Here is a 22,528-nt window from a genome sequence, read left to right on the forward strand (position 1 = left end):
CCGCAGCTCCTGATGGAGCGGCGGCGTTCTTACTGGGGCGAACTTCAGGCGCGGCGCGCCGGCGCTGCGTACTGCGGCATGGTGATGCAACCGATATTGCCGCCCCCCAGGAGGATTTCCCGCGAGTTGTCGATGCCGATCACCCGCTTGTCCGGGAACAGCTCGGCCAGCACGCCCTGGGCGATGCAGTCGTTGGGATCGTTGAAGAACGGCATCACGACGGCCGAGTTGCCGGTGTAGAAGTTGATGTAGGAAGCGCAGATCTTCGTGCCTTCCTGGCGGTCGAAGCTGCCGTCCACCTGGTCCAGACCCTCGGCTTCGGCGGCGGTCCACTCCAATACCTGCGGCTGTGGCAGCTTGTGCACCGCAAGAGCATTGCCACGGGCGTCACGGGCGCTGCGCAGCACGTCGTAGGCCTCCTGGTAGATTTCCCACTGCGGGTCGCTGCGATCGTCCGTCCACTGCATCACCACCACGCCCGGCCGCACGAAGCAGGCCAGATCGTCGACGTGGCCGTCGGTTTCGTCGAACTTGCACCCGCGCGGCAGCCAGATCACGTGCTCGGCGCCCAGGTAGTCGCAGAGCCGGCGGGTGACCTCTTCCTTGCCCAGGTGGGCATTGCGGTTGCGATTGAGCAGGCACTGCTCGGTGGTCAGCAGGGTGCCCTGGCCGTCGCTGCGGATGCTGCCCATCTCGGCGATGATCGACGCGCGATAGCGGTCGAAGCCTTCGATCTCGAGGATCTTCTGCGCGATCTGGTCGTCCTTGTCCCAAGGATAGTAGAGGCCGCCATCGAGGCCGCCGTAGGCGTTGAACTGGAAGTCCACGCCGCGCATTTCGCCCGTCTCGTCGTTGACCAGGAAGGCCGGGCCGCTGTCGCGGAACCAGGTGTCGTTGCAGGTCATCTCCACAACGCGCACGTGCTCGGGCAGCATGCGCCGGGCGTTGGCGTACTGCGCGGCAGAGGCGCAGACGGTCACCGGCTCGCTGCTGGCGATGGCACTGACCACCTCGACCCAGATCTTCTGCGCCGGCTTGCCGCCGTTACGCCAGACGTCCGTGCGCTCCGGCCAGCCGAGCCAGCAGCGGGCCTTGGGTTCGAATTCACCGGGAAGGCGGAAGCCATCGGCCTTGGGCAGGGTCGAGTGAGTGCGGGACATCGGCGGTACTCCGGAATCAGGGGCTGGGATGCCTCAAGGTTGCCGGCTAGCCGCGAAGAGAACCATTGATGAATTTCGCGGATTAGCTGAATTCAATTCATCGAAAATCCACAAAAAGATGAGCCCCACCAACACCACCGACCTTACCGGCAAACCTCGCCGTAGGATGGGTGGAGCCTGCGACACCCATGCTGCCTGGGCTTCACGGCGCATCGATGGGTATCGCTGCGCTCCACGCCATCCTGCCTGGCGTTCATCCTGCGAGACTCAGGTTAAGCCAGCAGAAAAGCCCGTGCCGGACTCACATGTCATTGAGCTGGTCGGTCATCCATTCGATGAAATCCGCCACCGCCGGCTTCTCCAGGCGCAGGCGCTCGCAGACCAGGGCGTACTGCCCCAGCGAGGTGATCTGCGCGGCGAACGGGCGCACCAGGCGGCCGCTGGCCAGGTCTTCGGCGCTGGTGAGGTTGTCGCCGATGGCCACGCCCTGCCCGCGCACCGCCGCCTCCATGGTCAGACCGGCGTGGCCGAGGTAGACGTGGCGGCTGGGGCGGATATCGCTGGCGTGGGTGGTCAGCCAGGCGGTCCAGGACTTGCCGTCCTGGTCGTCGTGCAGCAGGCAGTGGCGCGCCAGGTCTCGCGGGTGCTTGAGCGGCGACTGGTTGAACAGGCCGGGGCTGCACACCGGGAAGAACTGCAGGGTCGGCAACGGCCGCACGAAGTAGCTGCTGGCGTCCGCCGGGCCGGTGCCGTAGGTGATCGCCAGGTCGATCTCGGCGGCCGGCCCCGGCGCCTCCAGCGGCTGCTCATGCAGGTGCAGGATGATCTCCGGATAACGCTCGGCGAAGTTCGCCAGCCGGCCCACCAGCCACTTCTGCGCCAGCTCCACCGTCACCGCGATGTGCAGCTGCGCCTGGGAGCCGGGGTCACGCAGCTCGTCACACGCCGTGCCGATCAGCTCGAAGGCCTGTTGCAGGCTGCGCAACAGGCGCCGCGCCTGGGGAGTGGGCTGCACCTGGCGGCCCTGGCGCTCGAACAACGTCGCCCCGAGCTGTTCTTCGAGCTGGCGAATCTGGTGGCTGACCGCGCTGTCGGTGACGCACAGCTCGGCGGCGGCGCGGCCGAAGTGCGCATGGCGGGCGGCGGATTCGAAGGTGCGCAGGGCGGTCAGCGATGGCAGGCGGCGCATGGCGGCAAGTCTTTTCCGGGAATGGCGGCGGGCATGCTGACCGAGGCGGCGCACTCGGCGCAAGGCGGGTGAAGCGGGCGATGCACAGATTGGCCGCGTCACTCATTTCGCGACAACCGCTGCACCTGCGGAGACCGCCTCGCTTCACGGCACAGCAACCGTTCGGCCACGGGTAACCCGGCGAACCGGCGACGGGACACTCTTTATGCCCACCCTGGTGTCGTGTGAAGCACATTGATCGCCTCTTGAAGCAAAAACCCGTTTGCATATCCCGTATCGCTATCTAGGCTCTTTCTCACACCCGGCTCGCGCACGAGCCTCGGGCTTGTCGTCTCCAGCACGCATTCGGAGCGAGTGCCTTTCACGGGCCAGCATGCCGTGAAAGCCAGTCATGGATCAGCAGGGGATGCTCGATGACACGAGACAGCAACGGCGCCGGACGGGCCATCAGCGCAGGCATTGCGACGTCACTTTGTATTCTGTTCTGCGGCCCTGCCGCTGCCGGCGGAATCATGATCTACGAGGCCGGGCAGGAAGGCATGGGCCTGGCCAACGCCGGCGCCGCCGCCCTGGCTACCGACCCCAGCGTGCTGATGAGCAACCCGGCCGGCATCGCGAAGCTCAAGGGCACGCAGATCAGTGCCAACGCCCAGGTCATTCTCGGCGACCTGCGCTTCTCGCGTGACGACAACAACCAGTTCGACGGCAACGAAGGCGGCAACGCCCTGGAGTGGCTGCCCGGCGCCAGTTTCTTCGTCAGCCACCAGGTCGACGACCGCTCGGCCATCGGCTTCGGCATGTACGGCAACTTCGGCCTGGCGCTGAACTACGACGACGACTGGGCCGGCCGCTACTTCAGCCAGGAAACCGCGATCATCGGCGTGTCGTTCCAGCCGACCATCGCGCACAAGTTCACCGATGACCTCACCGTCGGCATTGGCCCGCGCATCGTCTACGGCTACTACCGCACCGAGATGGCGATCAACAACAACCTGCTGGGCCTGCGCGACAACCCCGACGGCCAGCTGGAATACAAGGACACTGACGTCGGCGTCGGCGTCAACCTCGGCCTGCTCTATGACCTCAGCGAACGCACGCAGATCGGCCTCGCCTACACCAGCAAGGTCAAGCTGGAGTTCGAGGACAGCCCGCACGTCAGCAAGATCAGCAACCCGATCATCAATGCCGCGCTCAACCGTCTCGACGTGAGCTCTCTGGAGCTGGACGTGAACATCCCGCAGACGGCGACCCTGAGCATCGCCCACCAGTTGGACCCGCAGTGGAAGCTGCTGGGTAGCCTGGGCTGGCAGGACTGGAGCGAGTTCGGCGAGATCGGTGTGGACGTCGACGCCAACGCCGGCGGCGTGGATCGCACCGTCGACCGCAAGTACAAGGACACCTGGCACGCCTCCGTCGGCACCCAGTACCAGGCCACCCCGCAATGGCGCTGGAGCGTCGGCCTGGGCTACGACAGCTCGGCGGTGGACGACAAGGACCGCACCGTGGACAACCCCATGGCCGAAACCTGGCGCGTGGCGACGGGGGTGAACTACCAGGTCGAGGAAGGCCTGGACCTGCACCTGGCCTATACCCTCGTCTGGCTCGGCAACATGGACGTCGAGCAGACCAAATCGCGCTCCGGCGAAACCTTATCCGGCACCTACAAGAATGCTGCCCTGCACATCATCGGCGGCGGTGCGACCTGGCGATTCTGACTGTTTTTTCAGCAACCACGCGACGACAAGAGCGCGCCCGACTGCAACATCCACAAGGAGCAATACCATGCAAGTCAAACTCCTGGCCCTGTGCCTGGCTTCACTGACGTTCGCCGGCTGCGCCAGTAAATACGTGGAGCCGGAGAACTACTCCGGATTCCTCAAGGACTACAGCGTCCTCAAGGAAGAAAAATCACCTTCCGGCGCGCCGGTGATGCGCTGGATCAAACCCGGCATCGACGTCAGCCAGTTCACCAGCGTCTATGTCGAGCCGAGCCAGCTCTACCCCAAGCCGCAGCCCAGCGAGAAGATCCCGCAGACCACCCTGGACGGCATCACCAAGTACTATGACCAGTCGCTGCAGACCCAATTCGCCAAGGTCCTGCCGCTGGCCAGCGGACCCGGCGCGGGCGTGCTGATCGTGCGCCCGGCGATCACCGCCGTCAGCGCCTCGACCAAGGGCCTGCAACCCTACGAGGTGATCCCCATCGCCCTGATCGCCGCCGGCGTCAGCACCGCCACCGGCATCCGCGACCAGGACACCAGCATCGCCACCGAAGCGGCCTTCCTCGATGGCAGCGACGGCAAGGTGGTCGCCGAAGTCGTGCGCAAGGGCGCCGGCACCGAGCTGGAGAACTCCTCCCAGGTCATGAGCGCCAACGACGCCAAGGCCGTGCTCGATGGCTGGGCGCGGGACATGGTCAAGTCCTACGAACAGCTCAAGCACAAGTGATCCCGGGCGTGGCCTGCCGGTCGGCAGGCCACGCATCACCGGCCCCGACGCCCCACCTCATGCCGTGAGGAATCCATCGAAAAACAACGCTGGCAGTTGCCGCGCAGGTACAGCGCATTCCGCAAGAAGGAGCTTGAAATGAAAGCGATCGACCGTCACTCGAGTCCGCTTGGGCATTCGCCAGCCGGCAGCATCTGGAAGTTCAGCGCCTCGTTCGCCCTCGCCGCCGCCATCTCCATGACCACCCAGGCCTGGGCCGCCGAGTCGCCCAAACCCGCCACCGAGGCCACCAAGACCGCCAACGACGCCCTGCTCAAGGAGCTGCCGTTCGACGACAAGACCTCGTTCGAACTGGCCCACAAGGGCTTCATCGCCCCGCTGCCGTCCGAGCCGATCAAGGGCGAGAAAGGCAACCTGATCTGGGACCCGGCCAAGTACAACTTCATCAAGGAAGGTGAAGCGGCGCCGGCCTCGACCAACCCGAGCCTGTGGCGGCAATCGCAGCTGATCAATATCTCCGGTCTGTTCGAGGTCACCAAGGGCCTCTACCAGGTGCGCAACTACGACCTGTCGAACATGACCATCGTCGAGGGCAAGACCGGCATCACCATCTTCGACCCGCTGATCTCCGAGGAAACCGCCCGCGCGGCGCTGGAGCTGTACTACCAGCACCGGCCGAAGAAACCGGTGGTAGCGGTGATCTACACCCACAGCCACGTCGACCACTACGGCGGCGTGAAAGGCGTGGTGAAAGAGGAAGACGTGAAGTCGGGCAAGGTGAAGATCTACGCACCCAAGGGCTTCCTCGAACACGCCGTGGCCGAGAACGTGATGGCCGGCACCGCCATGAGCCGCCGCGCCAGCTACATGTACGGCAACCTGCTGCCGCCCACTGACACCGGCCAGCTCGGCGCCGGCCTGGGCACCACCACCTCCGCCGGTACCGTGACGCTGATCCCGCCGACCGACATCATCTCCCAGACCGGCGAGAAGCATGTCATCGACGGCCTGCACTACGAGTTCCTCTACGCGCCGGGCAGCGAGGCGCCGGCCGAGATGATGTACTACATCAAGGAACTCAAGGCGCTGAACACCGCCGAGGACTCCACCCACACCCTGCACAACACCTACTCGCTGCGCGGCGCGAAGATTCGCGAACCGCTGCCCTGGTCCAAGTACCTCAACCAGGCGCTGAAGATGTGGGGCGACGACGTGCAGGTGATGTACGCCATGCACCACTGGCCGGTCTGGGGCAACAAGGAAGTCAACGAGCACATCGGCCTGCAGCGCGACATGTACCGCTACATCAACGACGAAACCCTGCGCCTGGCCAACAAGGGCCTGACCATGACCGAGATCGCCGAGCAGGTGAAACTGCCCAAGGCGATCGCCACCAAGTTCTCCAACCGTGGCTACTACGGCTCGCTGAACCACAACGTGAAGGCGACCTACGTGCTCTACCTGGGCTGGTTCAACGGCAACCCGGCAACCCTGCACGAGCTGCCGCCGGATGAAGAAGGCAAGCGCTACGTCGACATGATGGGCGGCGCCGACGCGGTGCTGAAGAAGGCCAAGGAGTACTACGACAAGGGCGACTACCGCTGGGTGGCCGAGGTGGTCAACCACGTGGTCTTCGCCGACCCGAACAACCAGGCGGCAAAGAACCTGCAGGCCGACGCCCTGGAGCAGATGGGCTACCAGGCCGAGAGCGGGCCGTGGCGCAACTTCTACCTGACCGGTGCGCAGGAACTGCGCAACGGCGTGCAGAAGCTGCCGACGCCTGACACCGCCAGCCCCGACACCGTCAAGGCGATGGACCTCGACCTGTTCTTCGACTACCTGGCCATGCGCCTGAAAGGCCCGGAAGTCGAGGACAAGAAGATCACCCTGAACTTCGACTTCACCGACCTCAAGCAGAAGTACCTGCTGCAGATGGAAAACGGTGTGCTCAACCACACCGAGGGCATGCAGGCCAAGGATGCCGACGCCACCATCAGCCTGACCCGCGACACCCTCAACAAGCTGATGCTCAAGCAGGCGACGCTGAAGGACGCCGTGACCAAGGGCGATATCAAGGTCAACGGCGACCAGGCCAAGCTCGAAGAACTCATGAGCTACATGGACAACTTCGACTTCTGGTTCAACATCGTCACGCCCTGACCGGGCCGCAACAGCCAGGCCGGCGGCACGTGCCGCCGGCCTGCATTCTTCCCCGCAAGCCAGGAAGCCAACCGACATGGATACCGTTCGCGGCACCGCCTTCCTCCAGTTCGGCGACCTGCTCGCCGAGCGCGGCGCCTCGCTGCGCGCTCACCTCGCGCCACACCGCATCGACCTGAACGTCGTCGGCGACTACGAAAAGAAGTTCTCCTACCGCAGCCTGGTGCAGATTTTCGAGGACAGCGCCCGCGCGCTGCACATGCCCGAGTTCGGCCTGGAACTGGCAAGCCGGCAGAAATCCAGCCTGCTCGGCCCCCTGCAGCACCTGGCGCAAACCGCACCCACTGCTGGTGAAGGGCTGGCTGCGGTGGTGCGCTACATGCGCGTCTACAGCCCATCGATCCTGTTCCGCCTGGAACGTCGCGGCGGCAGCGCCCTGCTCTGCTTCGACAATGCCTTGCCGTGTATCGAGGAGATTCCGCAGATCGTCGAGAAGTCCCTGTTGCACGGCCAACTGATGATCGCCGAGTTGCTGGGCACGCCGTTCCGCCCTACCACCGTGCTGCTGCGCCATCAGCCTCAGGCCGGGCTGGCGGTCTACCAACGCTACTTCGGTTGCCCGGTGCTGTTCGGCCAGGAGCACAACGCCCTGGTGATCGCCCAGAGCGACCTGCAGCGTCCCTGCGCGCGCCACGATGCGACGCTGCACTCCATCGTGAAGTTCTACCTGGAGGCGCACTCCGGCTCCGACGACAAGCTCGGCGCCCAGGTCGAGCGCCATATCCAGGCCCTGCTGCCGCGGCAGCGCTGCAGCCTGGAACAGGTAGCACAATTGCTCGACCTGCACCCGCGCACCCTGCAGCGTCGGCTGGCCAGCGATGGCATCGATTTCGAGGAGCACGTCGACCAGATCCGCCGCCGTCGCGCCGAACAGCTGCTCGGCCAGTCCGACCTGGCCATCGCGCAGATCGCCCAGGAACTGGGTTACCGCCGCACTACCTCGTTCTGCCGGGCGCACCACCGCTGGTTCGGCATGGCGCCCATCGAGCATCGGCGCGCGCTGAAGGCCTGATCACCCAGCCCCTGCAGAAACGGGCCATCCCGCGACCGAGGGCAGAGCACGCCACTGCAGCGGTCCGGCCGCCCCGTCGACCACTCCAACATTCCCTGCAATGCCTTGTTGCCCTGACGCCGGCCATTCGGTTATTTTGATAATAATTCGCATTTGCGCAATCCCACTCGCCCGGCCTTCCATGACACGACCCATCGCCTGCGCCCATCGCGCCCAAGTGGCCAGCCTCTATCGCGAGAACCACGGCTGGATCCAGCAGTGGATCAATCGTCGCCTGGGCAACGCCAGCGACGCCGCCGAGCTGGCCCAGGACGTTTTCGTGCGCCTGCTGGCGCAACCTCGGGAGTTCGAGAGCGAGGTGCATGCCCGCGCCTACCTGAGCCGCATCTCGCTGCACCTGTGCGTCGACTTCTGGCGCCGCAAGCAGCTGGAGAAGGCCTGGCTCGAAGCCCTGGCGCTGGTGCCGGAAAGCCATTGGCCGTCGCAGGAACACCAGGCGATCATCCTGGAAACCCTCGCTCAGCTGCAGGACCTGCTGGAACGCCTGCCACCCAAGGTAGCCGCCGCCTTCAGCCTGTCGCAGCTGCACGGCATGGGCTACCGGGAGATCGCGCAGGAGCTGGGCGTGTCCGTGCGCACGGTGACCAAGTACATCGCCCAGGCCATGTTCCAGTGCGCCCTGCTCGAGGCGGAACTGGACGGAGTGCTGCAATGAGCACGCGCCCCGGCCTCGACCACGCCACCCTGGAAAGCGCCGCCGACTGGTTCGCCCGCCTGCAGGAATCGCCCAACGACGACGAACTGCAAGCGCAATGGCGCCGCTGGCTGGACCAGGGTGAATCGCAGCGCCTGGCCTGGAGCTACATCGAACGTATCGGCCAGCGCTTCGCCGGCCTGCAGCAGCAAGGCCCCGCCGCACACCGGACGCTGGCCACCCTGCGTTCCGGCAAGCAGACGCGCCGCCGGCTGCTCAGCCAGTTCAGCGTGCTCGCCGGCGCCGGCCTGTTCGGCTGGCTGGGTTGGCGCGCCAATCCCATCGACAGCCTGCACGCCTGGCGCGCCCAGTACCGCACGGCGGTGGGCGAGCGCCGCAGCGAGCGGCTGAGCGACGGCACGCAAATCTGGCTCAACAGCGACAGCGCACTGGACGTCCACTTCGACGACAGCCGCCGCGAGCTGGTGCTGTACGCCGGTGAAGTGCTGATCGAGACCGGCCACGGCGACAACCGCCCCTTCCAGGTACGTACCCGTGCCGGCCTGCTGCAACCGCTGGGCACCCGCTTCAGCGTGCGGGAAATCGGTCCGCGCACGCAGCTCAGCGTCTACCAGGGCGCGGTGCGCACCACCCTGCAGGACAGCGGCGCCAGCCTCACCCTGCAAGCAGGCCAGGGCGTCGTCTTCGATGCCCGCGACGCCGGCCCGCTGACCCGCGCCGAAGCCCGCCGCGAAGCCTGGAGCCGCGGCCTGCTGCTGGCCGAGGACATGCCACTGGAAGAGTTCATCAGCGAGCTGGGCGGCTACCGGCGCGGACACCTTGGCGTCGACCCCGCGCTGGCGCGCCTGCGCGTCATGGGCAGCTTCCCGCTGGGGGACACCGACCAGGCCCTGGCGCAGCTGGAAGAAGCACTTCCGGTGCGTGTGCAGCGGCGTTTCGACTGGTGGGTGACGGTGGTACCGCGCAGCTAACCAGGCGCTGAACGCTTTCGTAGGGCGCATAACCCGGAACGGGTTATCCGCCATCAAGCTCGCGGCGGATAACGCTGACGCGTTATGCGCCCTACATGTGTTCGCGAGCAACGAACTTCCCCCTCAGGTGGCACCCTGCAAAAAAAGTTTTCGAGAATGGTTCCGATTTTCCGTTCAGCTTCGGATTACTAGGAAACACTCCTAATAACCGGACGCCAAGGAACCGGAATGTCACGCCAAGACCAGCACTTCCCGAGCAAGAAGCATCCCCTGATCCTCGCCATGGCCTTGAGCCTGGCCGCCGTCGCCCCGCTGTCCGTGTCCCCGGCGGCGATGGCTGAACAAGCACAACGGCAGAGCTTCGACATCCCCGCCGGCCCCCTCGCCCGCCAGCTAAACGAACTGGCAGCGCAGACCGGCCTGCTGCTGGCCGCCGATGCCGAGCTGACCCGCGAGCGCCAGAGCCAGGCCGTGCGCGGCAACTACAGCGCCGAGGAAGCACTGGACCTGATGCTGATGGGCAGCGGCCTTGCGGCGCAGCGCAACGGCTCCCGCTACCAGCTGGTGCTGATCCCGCAGGAAGACGCCGCGCTGGAGATGAGCGAAACCACCATCATGGGCCAGGGCATGGGCCAGGCCACCGAGAACAGCGGCAGCTACACGCCGGGCCTGACCAGCGTCGGCTCGAAGACCCCGACCTCGCTGAAGGAAACCCCGCAGTCGGTCTCGGTGATCACCCGCCAGCTGATGGACGATCGCCAGATCACCGACATCAACGAGGCCATGAAGGCGGTGCCGGGCATCACCGTGCAGAGCGGCACCTTCCGCCTGCAGGACTACTACTCGCGCGGCTTCGCCATCCAGAACATCCAGCTCGACGGCGCCGCGCCCATGGCCCTGGGTACCACCGCCGGCTCGTTCTACTCCTCCAACGTCTACGACATGGCCGAGTTCGACCACGTCGAAGTGCTGCGCGGCAGCTCGGCGCTGTTCGGCGGTACCGGCGACCCCGGCGGCATCATCAACCTGGTACGCAAGCGTCCGCTGGATACCTACCAGCTGAAGTTCAGCGCCTCCGCCGGCACCTGGGACAACTACCGCTCCGAGCTCGACGTGACCGGGCCGCTGGGCTTCGACGGCAAGCTGCGCGGGCGCGCGGTGGTGGCCTACCAGGACCGCCAGTACTTCACCGACAACCGCGCCACCGACAAGCCGATCTTCTACGGCGTGCTGGAAGCCGATGTCACCGACGACACCCTGCTCACCGCCGGCATGCGCTTCAACCAGGTCCACGAGACCGGCACCGCCAACGCCGTGCCGCGCTACAGCAACGGCGTCGATCTGGGCCTGCCGCGGCATACCGGGCTGTCGACCACCTGGGCCTACGCCGACGGTTTCTCCCGCGAATACTTCGCCAAGCTCGACCACCGCCTGAACGACGACTGGAAGCTCAACCTCAGCTACACCAACATCTACGACACCATCGAGACCAACAACGCCACCACCCTGGGCTCGGTGAACCCGGTGACCGGCACCGGCGTCACCCGCTACGGCACCTGGATCACCCAGTGGAGCGAGCAGGACCTCTGGGACGCCAACGTCTCGGGCAACTTCAGCCTGTTCGGCCTGGATCACCAGCTCACCGTCGGCGGCGACTACCAGGACATCGACAGCCGCTGGCAGGGCACTCCGCGCTTCGCCACGGCCGGCGGCGCGGTGGACGTGTTCGACCCCAACTCCACGCCCTGGACCGACCCCGGCCCGCGCCCGGACGTCACCCGCGACTACAGCCCCAACAGCCAGACCCAGTACGGCCTCTACTCCAGCCTGCGCCTGCAGCTGGCCGAGCCGCTGCACCTGATCCTCGGCGCACGGGTGCAACGCTACAAGTTCGACCAGACCTACCAGACCCTGGCCAACGGAGTGTGGGGCGTGCAGTCGCGAGTCGACATGCGCGAGCCGACCAGGACCACGCCGTTCGGCGGCATCGTCTACGACCTCACCGATGAGTGGGCCGCCTACGCCAGCTACGCGGAAATCTTCAAGCCACAGCAGAACTACATGGCCGGCCCGCTGGGCAGCGGCAGCACCCTCGACCCCATGACCGGCAAGACCTACGAGACGGGCCTGAAGGGCGAGCTGTTCGACGGCAAGGTCAACACCAGCGTGGCGCTCTACTACACCAAGCGCGAAGACCAGGCCGTGCTCGACCCGCAGTACGACGCCACCTCGGTGCTGTTCGGCGGCAACTGCTGCTACGTCAACGGCGGCGAAGTCGTCAGCAAGGGCGTGGACATGGAAATCTCCGGCGAGGTGCTGCCGGACTGGATGGTCATGGCCAGCTACACCTTGAACCTCAACAAGAACCGAACCGTCGGCGGCGAGCTGAGCACCATCACGCCCAAGCACATGGCCAAGCTGTTCAGCACCTACCGCCTGCCGGGCGACTGGTCGAAGTTCCGCGTCGGCGGTGGCGTCGATATCCAGAGTGCGACCAAGGTCAGCGGCACCGCCTCCTACTACGACAGCAACGGTAACGTGACCCAGGCCGACGTGCCGTTCGACTACCAGCAGAGCGGCTACGCGGTATGGAACGCGCTGGTCGACTACCAGCTGGACGAACACTGGAACGTCGCGCTCAACGGCAACAACCTGTTCGACAGGAAGTACTACCAGACGGTCGGCACCTCGACCTATGGCAACGTCTACGGCGATCCGCGCAACTTCATGCTGACCGTGCGCGCGACGTACTGAAGAGCCTGCCTTCATCAAAGCTTAATCTCGCACCGGCAGACTGCGCCCAGTCACCAAGGGTGCGTGACTCGTGAATGCTGCCTGATCCAGGCAGCATTTTTTTTGCCCGCACGAACCACCCGACGCCGGACTCGGCCGTAGGAGCGGACTCCGTCCGCGACAGGTCTGCATCACGCCGGAGTGCATCGCGGACGAAGTCCGCTCCTGCAGGGACCTATCACCTCTCATTCGATACCGGACAACCCCGCCGATTGCTGCTATATGCCTTGAGGCCCGCACCGATGTGCGGCGTCCCCCATTGTGCCCTTGTATGGATACCGGCATGCCGATCCGCCGTTCGAGTACCGCCCTTTTCGCCAGCCTGGGCCTGACCGTCGCCATTGCTGCCCTGTCGCTCGGGGCCATCCTGGAAATGCGCCGCGATGCCCTGGAAGTCGCCAGCGCCAATGGCCACAACATCGCCCTGCTGGTTCAACGCGACATCCAGCGCAACCTCGACCTCTACGCCATGACGCTGGAAGCGGTAGTCCACGCCCACGCACAACCCGAGGTGCGCGCACTGTCCAGCGAGGTGCGCGATTCGCTGCTCAAGGACTACACCGCTCCCACCCGTGGCATGGGCTCGGTGTTCATCACCAACGCCGACGGTCTGGCGACCTTCAGCTACGGCAAGGAAGTACCGGCGCGCATCGACCTCTCCAGCCGCGAATATTTCCAGGCGCAGCGCGACGCCAGCGGCCAGTCGCTGTTCCTCAGCCATCCCTACCAGCCCTTCTCGACCAACGCCGAAGCCAGCATCGCCCTGAGCCGCCGCCTGGAGCGCGCCGACGGCAGCTTCGCCGGCGTGGTGGCGGCCAACCTGGAGCTGAGCTATTTCCGCGAACTGTTCAGCGGCCTGAACCTGGGCGACGGCGGCGCGGTGAGCCTGCACATGCGCGACGGCACGCTGCTGGCGCACTGGCCCGAGTCGGCACCGGAGCCGGCGCGCACCGGCGCCTTCAAGCACTTCATGGCGAGCCACCAGGAGATCTTCTTCGACACCGGCAGCGACGGCCAGGAACGCTGGCACGACTTCCGCCCGGTGGAGGGCTACCCGCTGGTGTTCAGCGTCGCCTTGCCGTCCCGCGAGATCTACGCCGACTGGTACTGGCGCGCCAGCCTGATCGGCGTGCTGGGCATTGCCCTGGTCGGCGCGGTGCTTGGTCTGGCGCTGCTCGCCCTGCGCCAGATGCGCGAGCGCGACCGCCAGGAAGCCGAACTGCGGCGGGCCGCCAGCACCGACCCGCTGACCGGCCTGAACAACCGTCGCGCCTTCGACCTGCGCGCCAACCACGAATGGTCGCGCTACCAGCGCAGCGGTGCGCCCCTGTCCGTGATGCTGATGGATATCGACAAGTTCAAGGCCTACAACGACCACTACGGCCACCCCGCCGGCGACGCCGCGCTGCAGACCGTGGCGCGGGTGATCGCCGAGTGGTCGCGGCGCCCGGCCGATTGCGCGGCGCGCTTCGGCGGCGAGGAATTCGTCGTGCTGCTGGGCGACAGCGGGGAAGCCGATGCCCTGGAGCTGGCCGAGCGCATCCGCGCCGCCCTGCAGGCGCTTGCCGTGCCGCACGAATATGGCCCGTTGGGCGTGCTCACCCTGAGCATCGGCGTGGCCAGCACCTCGCGGTTCAGCCCGGCCGACTGGGCCGAGCTGCTGCAATCCGCCGACAGCGCGCTGTACCAGGCGAAGAACGGCGGACGCAACCAGGTGGTGAGCTTCCGCTCGGCAGCAGTACAAGCCTCCTGAGCACGCCCGCCCAGTTAAACCACAGGCGCTAGGCCTGCGGCGCCAACACCTGTTGCGGCGCCGCTGCGGGGTGCTGCGTCAGGTGTTCGTCGTAACGCAGCAGGCGCCCGGCATTGGCCAGCACCAGCAGCGTGCTGAGGTTGTGCAGCAGCGCTGCAATCATCGCCCCGGCCGCGCCGAGCAGGCCGAAGGCCGCCGCAACGACGATCGCCAGGGTCCAGCCCAGACCGATCAGCACGTTGACCTGCAAGGTGCGACGGCACAGGCGGCTCAGGCGGACACTGGTGCCCAGCCGGCGCAGGTCGCCATTGATCAGCACGATGTCCGCCGCCGCCAGGGCAATGTCGGCGCCACCCGCGCCCATGGCCACGCCCACCGCGCCAGCCTTGAGGGCCAGGGAGTCGTTGATGCCGTCGCCGACCACCAGTGGGCGGAAGCCGCTCTGCAGTTCCTGGTTCACCTGGTGCAGCTTGTCTTCCGGCAGGGCCTGGGCCACCACGCTGCCGATGCCAACCTGCGCGGCCACCGTATCGGCCACGCTGCGTCGGTCACCGGTCAGCAGCAACTGACGGCGCAGGCCGAGTTCGCGCAGCTGCTCCATGGCCTCGCCGGCTTCGACCCGCACGTTGTCAGCCAGCAGCAGCCAGGCGAGGAAGCGTCCGTCCAGCGCCAGGCCGGCAATCGGTCCGTCATGCTGCGGCACCTCGGGCAAGGCGATGCCCAGGCGCTGGAACAGTTCCGGCCGGCCCAGCGCCGCCGCGCCCTCCTGCGTCTGCGCCACGACGCCGAAGCCCTGGCGCTCGTGCAGCTCGCTCAGCGGCAGTTGCCGTTCATGGGGCACCAGCGCCGCCAGCGCGCGGCTGACCGGATGGCTGCTGGCGGCGCCCAGGCTGGCAGCCAGCCGCGCGATGGCATCCTGGGACTGGCGCGGGTCGGCGCTGACGATGCTGTGCAGGCGCAGCTCGCCGTAGGTCAGGGTGCCGGTCTTGTCGATCACCAGCGAAGACAGGTCGGCCAGCTCTTCGAGGAAGGCCGAGCCGCGAATCAGGATGCCGTGCCGCGCCGCCACGGCGATACCGGCAACGGCGGTGGCCGGGGCGGCCAGCACCAGCACGCAGGGGCAGGCCGCCACCAGCACGGCGAGCATCGCCTGGGCGTCGCTGGTGATGAACCAGGTGGCGGCGGCGATCAGCAACACCAGCAGCAGGTAGCGCCCGGCGTAGCGCTCCAGCAGGCGGGTGATCGGCGGCTTGGCCTGTTCGGCGCGCTGCATCAGGGCGATGACCTTGCCCAGCGTGGAGTCGTCGCCGGTGCGGGTCACTTCCACCCGCAGCAAGCCATCGAGGTTGATGGCGCCGCCGTAGATGTCCGCCCCCACCGCGACTTCCACGGGCACCGCTTCGCCGGTGATCGGCGCGGTATCGAGGCTGGCCTGCCCTTCGAGCACGCGGCCGTCGGCCGGCACCCGGTCGCCGGCACGTACTTCGACCTGGTCGCCAGCCTTCAGGCTGGCGTTGTCCACTTCGCGCACCTGGCCATCGGCGCCGATCACCCGCGCCTGGCTACGGGTCAGCCGGCCGAGTGCCTCGATGGCCTCCTGCGAACCGAGCACGCTGCGCTCTTCGAGGACGTGGCCGAAGATCATGATGATCGGCAGCAACGCCGCCGTGGCCAGGTCGCCGGTGGCCCAGGCGCCGAGCATGGCCAGGCCGATCAGTTGATCGGTGAGGCCGTGCAGGCTGGGATGCAGCAGGCTGTGCCAGGCCGAACGCAGCACCGGCACCGCCACCAGCAGCGAGGCTATGCCCAGCAGCAATTGGGCCACGCCCTCCTGCTCGGGCGCCAGCCAGCGCCACGCCAGCCCGAGGCCGAGCAGGCCCAGGGCGAGCATCGCCAGGCTCAGCTGGCGCGCGGCACGGCGGCGCTCGTCGACGGAGAGCAGCCCGGAGGTCAGGTGCAGGTGGCTGTGACCGTGATGGTCATGGCCGTGGTGGTGATGGCCACTCATGCCGGGAAGCTCCTGCTGGCAGAGAAAGACGGAACGAACGCGGTCATTGCTTTGGCCCCTGCAGGATCATCCGTCCTGCGTCGTCGGGGTTCACTGCCGTCACCGAGCCGGCACGCGAGAGGATCGCCGGGACCTTTTCGCGGTACAGGCGCAGCAGCAGGCCCGGGTCCTGCTGCTGGCCGAGGCTGACGATGCTGGCAGTATCGCTGCGCGCGCGGGCCAGCCGCTCGGTCGCCTCGGCGTGCGCCACCTGGACGATACGGTCGGACGACTGGGTCGCCTGCTGTTGCTTGCGTGCAGCGTCGTTGCGGGCATTGGCCACCAGTTGCTCGGCCTGCTGGCTGGCCGTCAACACGGCATTGAAGGCGCTGACCGCCGAGAGCGGCAGGGATGACTGCACGTCGACCCGGACGATCTCGATGCCCAGGCCGGCATGCTCCTGCTGCAGCTTCGCCAGGCTGGCATTGATGCCTTGCTGCAGGTCGCCACGCAGGCGCTCGCGGCGCTCGGCCAGGCCGGAATCGCCGCCCACCAGCTCGGGGCGCGCGACCAGGATGGCGTCCATGTCGCGGGACGCGCAGACCTGCACCGCATTGCGCTCCACCAGGCGATCCAGCGCCGGCTCCACGTGCTCGCCCTGCAGGGCGAAGGCGTAGGGATCGCTGACCTTGTAGAAGACCCGCACGTCCAGCTGCACCACGCCGGAATCGCCGGTCAGCAGGTAGCCGGAACCGGCGCTGGAATCGTTGGCCAGGGTGCCGTCGTAATCGGTCTTCTGTGCCTGCTCCGAACGCAGCAGCAGTTCGACCCGGCGCTCGGTCACACGGCCGGCCGAAGGCAGCATGATCACCTCCTCGAAGGGACGCGGCCAGGCCAGCAGCAGGCCGGCGTTCTGGATACGGTCCTGGGCGCCGAGGCGCAATACCACCGCGCGGCTCTCCGGGCCGATCTGCCGGACATTGCCGAGCAGCCAGCCCAGCGCTGCCAGCAGCGTCACCAGATACAACGCCAGGAAGCCGGTGCGCCCGGCCTGCAGCCAGGGACTCGGCCGCCCCTGCTCGGGCTTACTCATGGGCAGAACCATTGGCATGCGCCGCCGCGGGCAGCGTCGGGCCATCGACCAGCACGCGGAACGGCGCTGCGTCGGTGCGCAATACCAGGCGCGTGCCGGGGTTGACGATGGTGCCGAGGGTGTCGAGGGAGCGCAGCAGGTTGTACAGCTCCGGCGCGCCGGCATAGGCCTTGCCGTAGATTTCGGCAGCCTCGACCTGGGACTGCGCCTGGATATCGGCAGCCTTCACGTTGGCGTCGGCCTCCAGGATGCGCGCATCGCGCTCGGCGGCAGACTGGATCTCGGCCGCCTTGCGCTTGCCTTCGGCGGTGCGCTCGGTGGCGATGGTTTCGCGCTCGGCGCGCATGCGGTCGACCGTGGCGTCGAGGGTCACCTTCGGCAGCGTCAGGCGCTCGATGCCCACCTGCACCACCCGCACACCGTAGGTGTCGCCGAGCTGCTTGTCGATCTGCTGGCGCAGGCGCTGCTCGAAGTCGTCGATGCGCACGCGGCTGCCGTCGACGTTGACCAGGTCGGCCAGCTCGAAGCCGCTGGCGGTGGTCTCCAGCGCCGAGCCGACCAGGGTGCGGATCTGCCGCGCGGCTTCGTCGGGCTGGTTCTGCACCGCGCGCATGAAGCGCTGGATGCTCTCCGGGTCCGGTGCCACCTGCCAGGCGATATAGGCCTGGACGATGATCCGCAGGCCGTCGCGGGTGCCGACGTCCTGCAGGCCGCTGGAAGTGGTGCGCAGGCGCAGGTCCACCGGCACCGCCGCCTCGAAGGGTACCGGCCAGCGCCAGGCCAGGCCCGGCTGGATCAGCACCCGCGAGGGATTGCCGAAGCGGGTGATGACCGTCGCCTCGCCCACCCGGACCTGGACGAAGCAGGCCGTGGCGGCCATCGCCAGCACCAGCAGCGCGGCCACGCCTATGCGTCGCCAGGCGTGGCCGGGCTCGCCGCGGCCGTGCTCATGATCGTGGTCGTGCGGGTGACCGTGGCCATGGTCGTGGGAATGATCATGGCCGCAGTCATGGGAGGAATGCCCGTCATGGGCGTGGGTGGCGTTCGAGCTCAAAGGACGCGCTCCTGGGCTGCGGCGGGATCAGGGGAAACCCAATGAAGGGGCGCCGGGCGCGGCATAGCCACGCAGGTCCAGCGTCGGCGCCTGGCCGGCGGCCAGGCGGTGGTCGATGATCAGGCTGTTGGCCCCGTTCAGCCCCTGGCTCAGGCGGCCCAGGTACTGTTCGAGGAGGAAGGCCTGGCCGGCACGCTGCCAGGCCGTGCGCTCGGCGGCGAAACGCAGCTCGGCGGTACGCGCCTTGCTGGTGGTTTCGTGGGCGTCGGCCGTGGCCTTGTCGGTCAGCGTGGTGGCGTTGAGTTGCGCGATGTTCGCCTGCTGCGCGGCGAGGCCGCGGTCGCGGGCGATCAGGGCCTGGGCGGTGATCTGCGCCGCCTGCACGGCGTGGTAGGCGTTGGCCGCGCCAGCCGGCGGGTGGATCGCCTCCACCGAAGTGGCGAGCAGCTCCACGCCGCTGTCGAGGCGATCGAGGTCAGCCTGCACCGCGCGGCCGATGTCGTGGCCGAGGGCTTCGCGCTCGGCACCGAGTACGCCGTCCAGCGTGCGCCCGGCGAAATCATGCACCAGCACGCGATTGGCGATGCTGCGCAGCAGTTGTTCAACGTCGGTGCTGTGGTAGGTCGCCGCCAGCGCGGCCTGGTCGCTCAGGCCGATGCGGTAGATGAAGCGCACGTCCATGTTGACGATCTGGAAGCTCTGCCGACCGCCATCGACGCCGGCGATGATCTGCGAGTTCTCGCTCAGGTGGGTGGCGTCCCACAGGCGGTTGGCATTGGCCGGAGCCGGCCCTTCGGCCGGCGCCAGCGGCTCGGCGGCGCTGTCCGAGCCCGAGGTGGCCAGCTCGCGGATGACGCCGTTGTCCACGTTCAGCACCTTGCCGAACGGCCACGGCAGCCCGACATGCAGCCCCGGCTGGTAGACCTCCAGCGGATTGCCGAAGCGCTCGTAGACGCCGCGTCCATTCATGGGCACCTCGACCACGCCGGTCAGCAGCCAGCCGACCACAGCCACCAGCGCAGCCACCGGCAGGAAGGCGCGGCGCATGAAATCGAAAGCCCAGACCTGGCGCAGATCGATACCCAGGCGCTGCTGCAGCTCGCCCTGGATGAACGCCAGCGGGCGCGGCGGCCATTGCAGGGACCCGGCGACCAGGCTGCGCGCCACCAGCACCGGCTCCTGGCGCGGGCGACGCGGGCTGAACACCGACAGCAGCGCACGCAGCAGCAGCTCAACCGCCGCCAAGCCCGGCAGCAGGCCGATCAGCACCGCCAGCCGCGCCGGCCACAGGCGCTGCCCGTCCACCAGTACCAGGCAGGCGATCGTCAGTACCTGGACGACCATGACCAGACGCAGCATGGCCGCCAGGGACTCGGCTTCCGGGCAGGTGACCTCGGTTTCGGCAGCCAGGTGGCGTTCCACCACCACCAGGCAGAAGGCCGAGGCCACCAGGATGCCAACGACAATCCAGGTCAGTTGGCCGGCCGTTGCCGGCACCGGAAGGTCGAAGCGCCAGGCGTCCTTCACCAGCAGCAGAGCGAGCCCCGCGAGGCCGAACAACCACAGCGCCTCGCCGCCGATGCGCCGGACCTGCAGGCGACAAGCCTCGACGCCCCGTTCAAGCCAGCGCTCGTAACCGCTCAGCGGTTGCGCGTCGGGCGCGGCCGGCGTCTCGTCTTCGCGCTGCCAGAAGCGCAGCGGCGCCGGCCGCTGGCCGATGGCCCGGGCGCGCCAGCGGGCGACCCACCAGGCCGACTGGGCGCTCGCGCCGAGCAACAGCAGCGACGCTGCGTTGACGTCCAGCAGGGCCACCCAGTGAGAGCCGGCGGAGAACAGGCCGACCAGGTAGCCCACTGCCCACAACAGCAGCGCCACCAGCGCCGGCAGCCAGGTCAGCAGCACCAGCGGCCGCGACAGCGTCAGCGAACGCTGGAAGCGCGGCAGCCCATCGAGTGGCTCCGCCTCGATGTCCAGATCGACTCTCATGAAGACTCCAGGAAGGCCAGGCAGCTCCGACAACCAGCAGGAGATGCCATCGACGGGCAGCCGGCGGGCGCCCGAGAGGGAGAAAAAGATATGTTATAACTCAGGAAGTTAAGGATTTGTTAACGAATATTTCGCACCGTCTGCCCGCGAACGGCCCCTGCCACCGAGGGTGACTTCAGACCCGCCGGCGCCCCGCCCGCCGCACCCGGATCGGGCGGTAGGCGGAACACCCAGGGAAACGCCGGGCCCATGACGGTGTGCGAGGCCCGCCACAGCAATCCCCACATTCCTCGCCGGATGCTGGCAAAATCGCCCGCCGCAAAAACCTGCGTACGGCACGTGCCAGCACCGCAAGTGGAGACCCTGCATGACCAAACGCCTGAGCCATGGCATGGGCCTGGAGCCCGTGGAGCCCGACTGGCCAGCGCTGACCGAGATGGAAGTCGCCAGTCTGCTGGAAGGATTCGGCCAGGCCGACGCCCGCCTGACGTGGCACAGCCCTCGGCCGTTTTCTGCTGCCGCGCTGGTGGAAACCGCCCGCGGCCCCTTGTTCGTCAAGCGCCACCACCCCAGCGTGCGCAGCGTTGCGCAACTGGTCGAGGAGCACACATTCCTCGACCATCTGGCCCGCCACGGCGCGCCGGTCCCCCAGGTGCTGCGCGATGAGCACGGTCGCAGCGCCATTGCTCGCGACGGCTGGACCTACGAGGTCCACACGCAGGCCCGGGGGCTGGACCTGTACCGCGACGCGCTGTCCTGGACGCCCTTCCGGCACAACGCCCATGCCTTCGCCGCCGGCGTCGCCCTGGCGCAGTTGCACCGGGCTGCCGGGAGCTTCGATGCACCGTCGCGCAGCACCGACGTGCTTTTCAGCAACCTCAACCTGTTCGGCGCACAGGACCCCATCGCCGCCATCGAGGCGACCTTCCCGCGCTTCCCGGCCCTAGCCCAATACCTGCAGGCGCGCCCGTGGAAGGAAGCGCTGAGCGAGCTGCACCTGCCGCTGCAACGCGCCCTGCTGCCCTACCTGCAGCGCCAGCCGGTGTTGTGGACCCACAACGACTGGCACGCCTCCAACCTGCTGTGGAGCGACGACAGCCCACAGGCACAGGTGGCCTCGGTGCTGGACTTCGGCCTGAGCGACCGCACCTTCGCCCTCTTCGACCTGGCCACCGCCATCGAGCGCAACCTGGTGCCCTGGCTGGAACTGGACCAGGGCCGCGCCGCCGTGGCCGACCTCGACGCCCTCGACGCGTTGCTGAGCGGCTACGCCAGCGTGCGCCCGCTGAGCCGCGACGACCTGCTCGCGCTGGCCGCGCTGCTGCCGCTGGTGCATGCGGATTTCGCCCTCTCCGAAATCGGCTACTTCCACGGCCTGCTCGGCTCGGAGGAAAATGCCGCCCTGGCCTACGACAACTACCTGATCGGCCACAGCCGCTGGTTCGCCGACAGCGAAGGCCAGCGGCTGCTCAACCATCTGCGCCAACTGGCGGCCAGGGCGATCTGACTCGCCCGAACAAGCATTCTGAGGAAAACGGGCATGTCTGCTCTGGAAATCATCGCGGTGATCGTCAACGTGCTCGGCGTCTGGCTCACCGCCCGGCGCATCCGCTGGTGCTGGCCGGTGAACGTGGTCGCGGTACTGCTCTACGCGTGGATCTTCTTCAGCGTGAAGCTCTACTCCGACATGCTCCTGCAACTGGTCTTCGTGGTACTGCAGTTCTACGGCTGGTGGCAATGGAGCCAAGGCAGCAGCGACCACGGTAAGGTCCGCGTCGAGCGTCTGCCGCTCTCTACAGCCATCTCCAGCTGCCTGGCCGGCGCCGCCGGCGCCCTCGCCCTGGGCTGGGCGATGCACACCCACACCGACGCCGCCCTGCCCTGGCTCGACGCCGCGCTCAGCGCCTTCAGCCTGGTGGCGAGCTTCTGGGCCGCACGCAAGTACGTCGCCAGCTGGTGGCTGTGGATCCTCCTCGACGTGGTCTACACCGGGGTATTCCTCTACAAGGCGCTCTACCTCACCGCCGGGCTCTACGCCGGCTTCATCGTGCTGGCGATCTACGGCCTGCTGGCCTGGCGGCGCGAGCTGCACGACGACACGGGCGGGTATCCCGGCGCAGCAGCGAACTGGAAAAACGGCTGACGCC

At 67.4% G+C, this 22,528-nt stretch carries 16 protein-coding genes; 10 read left to right on the top strand and 6 right to left on the bottom strand.

Features of this window, described 5'->3' with window-relative positions; all coding sequences use genetic code 11:
* Nucleotides 1-44: 44 nt before the first annotated feature.
* Nucleotides 45-1,160, bottom strand: a complete 1,116-nt coding sequence (gene aguA, locus J2T47_RS20450; RefSeq protein ID WP_253450914.1) for an agmatine deiminase — start codon at nt 1,158-1,160, stop codon at nt 45-47.
* 301 nt (nt 1,161-1,461) lie between these two features.
* Nucleotides 1,462-2,349, bottom strand: a complete 888-nt coding sequence (locus tag J2T47_RS20455; RefSeq protein ID WP_253450917.1) for a LysR substrate-binding domain-containing protein — start codon at nt 2,347-2,349, stop codon at nt 1,462-1,464.
* A 446-nt stretch (nt 2,350-2,795) separates the two neighbouring features.
* Here J2T47_RS20455 and J2T47_RS20460 point away from each other — a divergent pair, with 446 nt between their 5' ends.
* The 8 genes from J2T47_RS20460 to J2T47_RS20495 all read left to right on the top strand — a co-directional run bounded on the left by J2T47_RS20460 (nt 2,796) and on the right by J2T47_RS20495 (nt 14,261).
* On the top strand, nt 2,796-4,064 hold the full coding sequence (locus tag J2T47_RS20460) for an OmpP1/FadL family transporter (RefSeq protein WP_437181005.1): 1,269 nt from the start codon (nt 2,796-2,798) through the stop codon (nt 4,062-4,064).
* 67 nt (nt 4,065-4,131) lie between these two features.
* Nucleotides 4,132-4,797: a DUF3313 domain-containing protein gene (locus J2T47_RS20465; RefSeq protein WP_253450923.1), complete on the top strand. Its 666-nt coding sequence runs from the start codon at nt 4,132-4,134 to the stop codon at nt 4,795-4,797.
* A gap of 138 nt (nt 4,798-4,935) precedes the next feature.
* Entirely contained in the window at nt 4,936-6,957 is a 2,022-nt protein-coding gene (locus tag J2T47_RS20470) for an alkyl/aryl-sulfatase (protein WP_253450926.1), read from the top strand.
* A gap of 76 nt (nt 6,958-7,033) precedes the next feature.
* On the top strand, nt 7,034-8,029 hold the full coding sequence (locus J2T47_RS20475) for an AraC family transcriptional regulator (protein ID WP_253450929.1): 996 nt from the start codon (nt 7,034-7,036) through the stop codon (nt 8,027-8,029).
* A gap of 181 nt (nt 8,030-8,210) precedes the next feature.
* The gene (locus tag J2T47_RS20480) at nt 8,211-8,744 is read left to right on the top strand and encodes a sigma-70 family RNA polymerase sigma factor (RefSeq protein WP_253450933.1); all 534 of its coding nucleotides are present in this window, start codon (nt 8,211-8,213) and stop codon (nt 8,742-8,744) included.
* Nucleotides 8,741-9,715 (top strand): FecR domain-containing protein, encoded by a 975-nt coding sequence (locus J2T47_RS20485; RefSeq protein WP_253450936.1) that lies wholly within the window; start codon nt 8,741-8,743, stop codon nt 9,713-9,715. Before J2T47_RS20480 ends, J2T47_RS20485 begins: the two co-directional genes overlap by 4 nt.
* A gap of 228 nt (nt 9,716-9,943) precedes the next feature.
* Nucleotides 9,944-12,469, top strand: coding sequence for a TonB-dependent siderophore receptor (locus J2T47_RS20490; RefSeq protein ID WP_253450939.1), 2,526 nt, complete (start codon nt 9,944-9,946; stop codon nt 12,467-12,469).
* Between the two features lie 322 nt (nt 12,470-12,791).
* On the top strand, nt 12,792-14,261 hold the full coding sequence (locus J2T47_RS20495; protein ID WP_253450942.1) for a sensor domain-containing diguanylate cyclase: 1,470 nt from the start codon (nt 12,792-12,794) through the stop codon (nt 14,259-14,261).
* Between the two features lie 28 nt (nt 14,262-14,289).
* Here the strand turns inward: J2T47_RS20495 and J2T47_RS20500 are convergent, their stop codons facing one another.
* The 4 genes from J2T47_RS20500 to hflK (J2T47_RS20515) are packed head-to-tail and all read right to left on the bottom strand — an operon-like array spanning nt 14,290 to nt 20,381.
* The gene (locus tag J2T47_RS20500) at nt 14,290-16,269 is read right to left on the bottom strand and encodes a heavy metal translocating P-type ATPase (RefSeq protein ID WP_253450945.1); all 1,980 of its coding nucleotides are present in this window, start codon (nt 16,267-16,269) and stop codon (nt 14,290-14,292) included.
* 43 nt (nt 16,270-16,312) lie between these two features.
* Nucleotides 16,313-17,341: a protease modulator HflK gene (gene hflK, locus J2T47_RS20505; protein WP_253450949.1), complete on the bottom strand. Its 1,029-nt coding sequence runs from the start codon at nt 17,339-17,341 to the stop codon at nt 16,313-16,315.
* On the bottom strand, nt 17,334-18,395 hold the full coding sequence (gene hflC, locus J2T47_RS20510) for a protease modulator HflC (protein WP_253450952.1): 1,062 nt from the start codon (nt 18,393-18,395) through the stop codon (nt 17,334-17,336). Before hflC ends, hflK (J2T47_RS20505) begins: the two co-directional genes overlap by 8 nt.
* Nucleotides 18,396-18,422: 27 nt before the next feature.
* On the bottom strand, nt 18,423-20,381 hold the full coding sequence (gene hflK / locus J2T47_RS20515; protein ID WP_253450955.1) for a protease modulator HflK: 1,959 nt from the start codon (nt 20,379-20,381) through the stop codon (nt 18,423-18,425).
* Nucleotides 20,382-20,748: 367 nt separating this feature from the next.
* Here hflK (J2T47_RS20515) and J2T47_RS20520 point away from each other — a divergent pair, with 367 nt between their 5' ends.
* The gene (locus J2T47_RS20520) at nt 20,749-21,888 is read left to right on the top strand and encodes a phosphotransferase enzyme family protein (protein WP_253450957.1); all 1,140 of its coding nucleotides are present in this window, start codon (nt 20,749-20,751) and stop codon (nt 21,886-21,888) included.
* Nucleotides 21,889-21,921: 33 nt separating this feature from the next.
* Nucleotides 21,922-22,524, top strand: a complete 603-nt coding sequence (gene pnuC / locus J2T47_RS20525) for a nicotinamide riboside transporter PnuC (RefSeq protein ID WP_253450961.1) — start codon at nt 21,922-21,924, stop codon at nt 22,522-22,524.
* Nucleotides 22,525-22,528 lie beyond the last annotated feature (4 nt).

This window comes from Pseudomonas nitroreducens (assembly GCF_024170165.1).
In the GTDB taxonomy this organism is placed as follows: Bacteria; Pseudomonadota; Gammaproteobacteria; order Pseudomonadales; family Pseudomonadaceae; genus Pseudomonas; species Pseudomonas nitroreducens_C.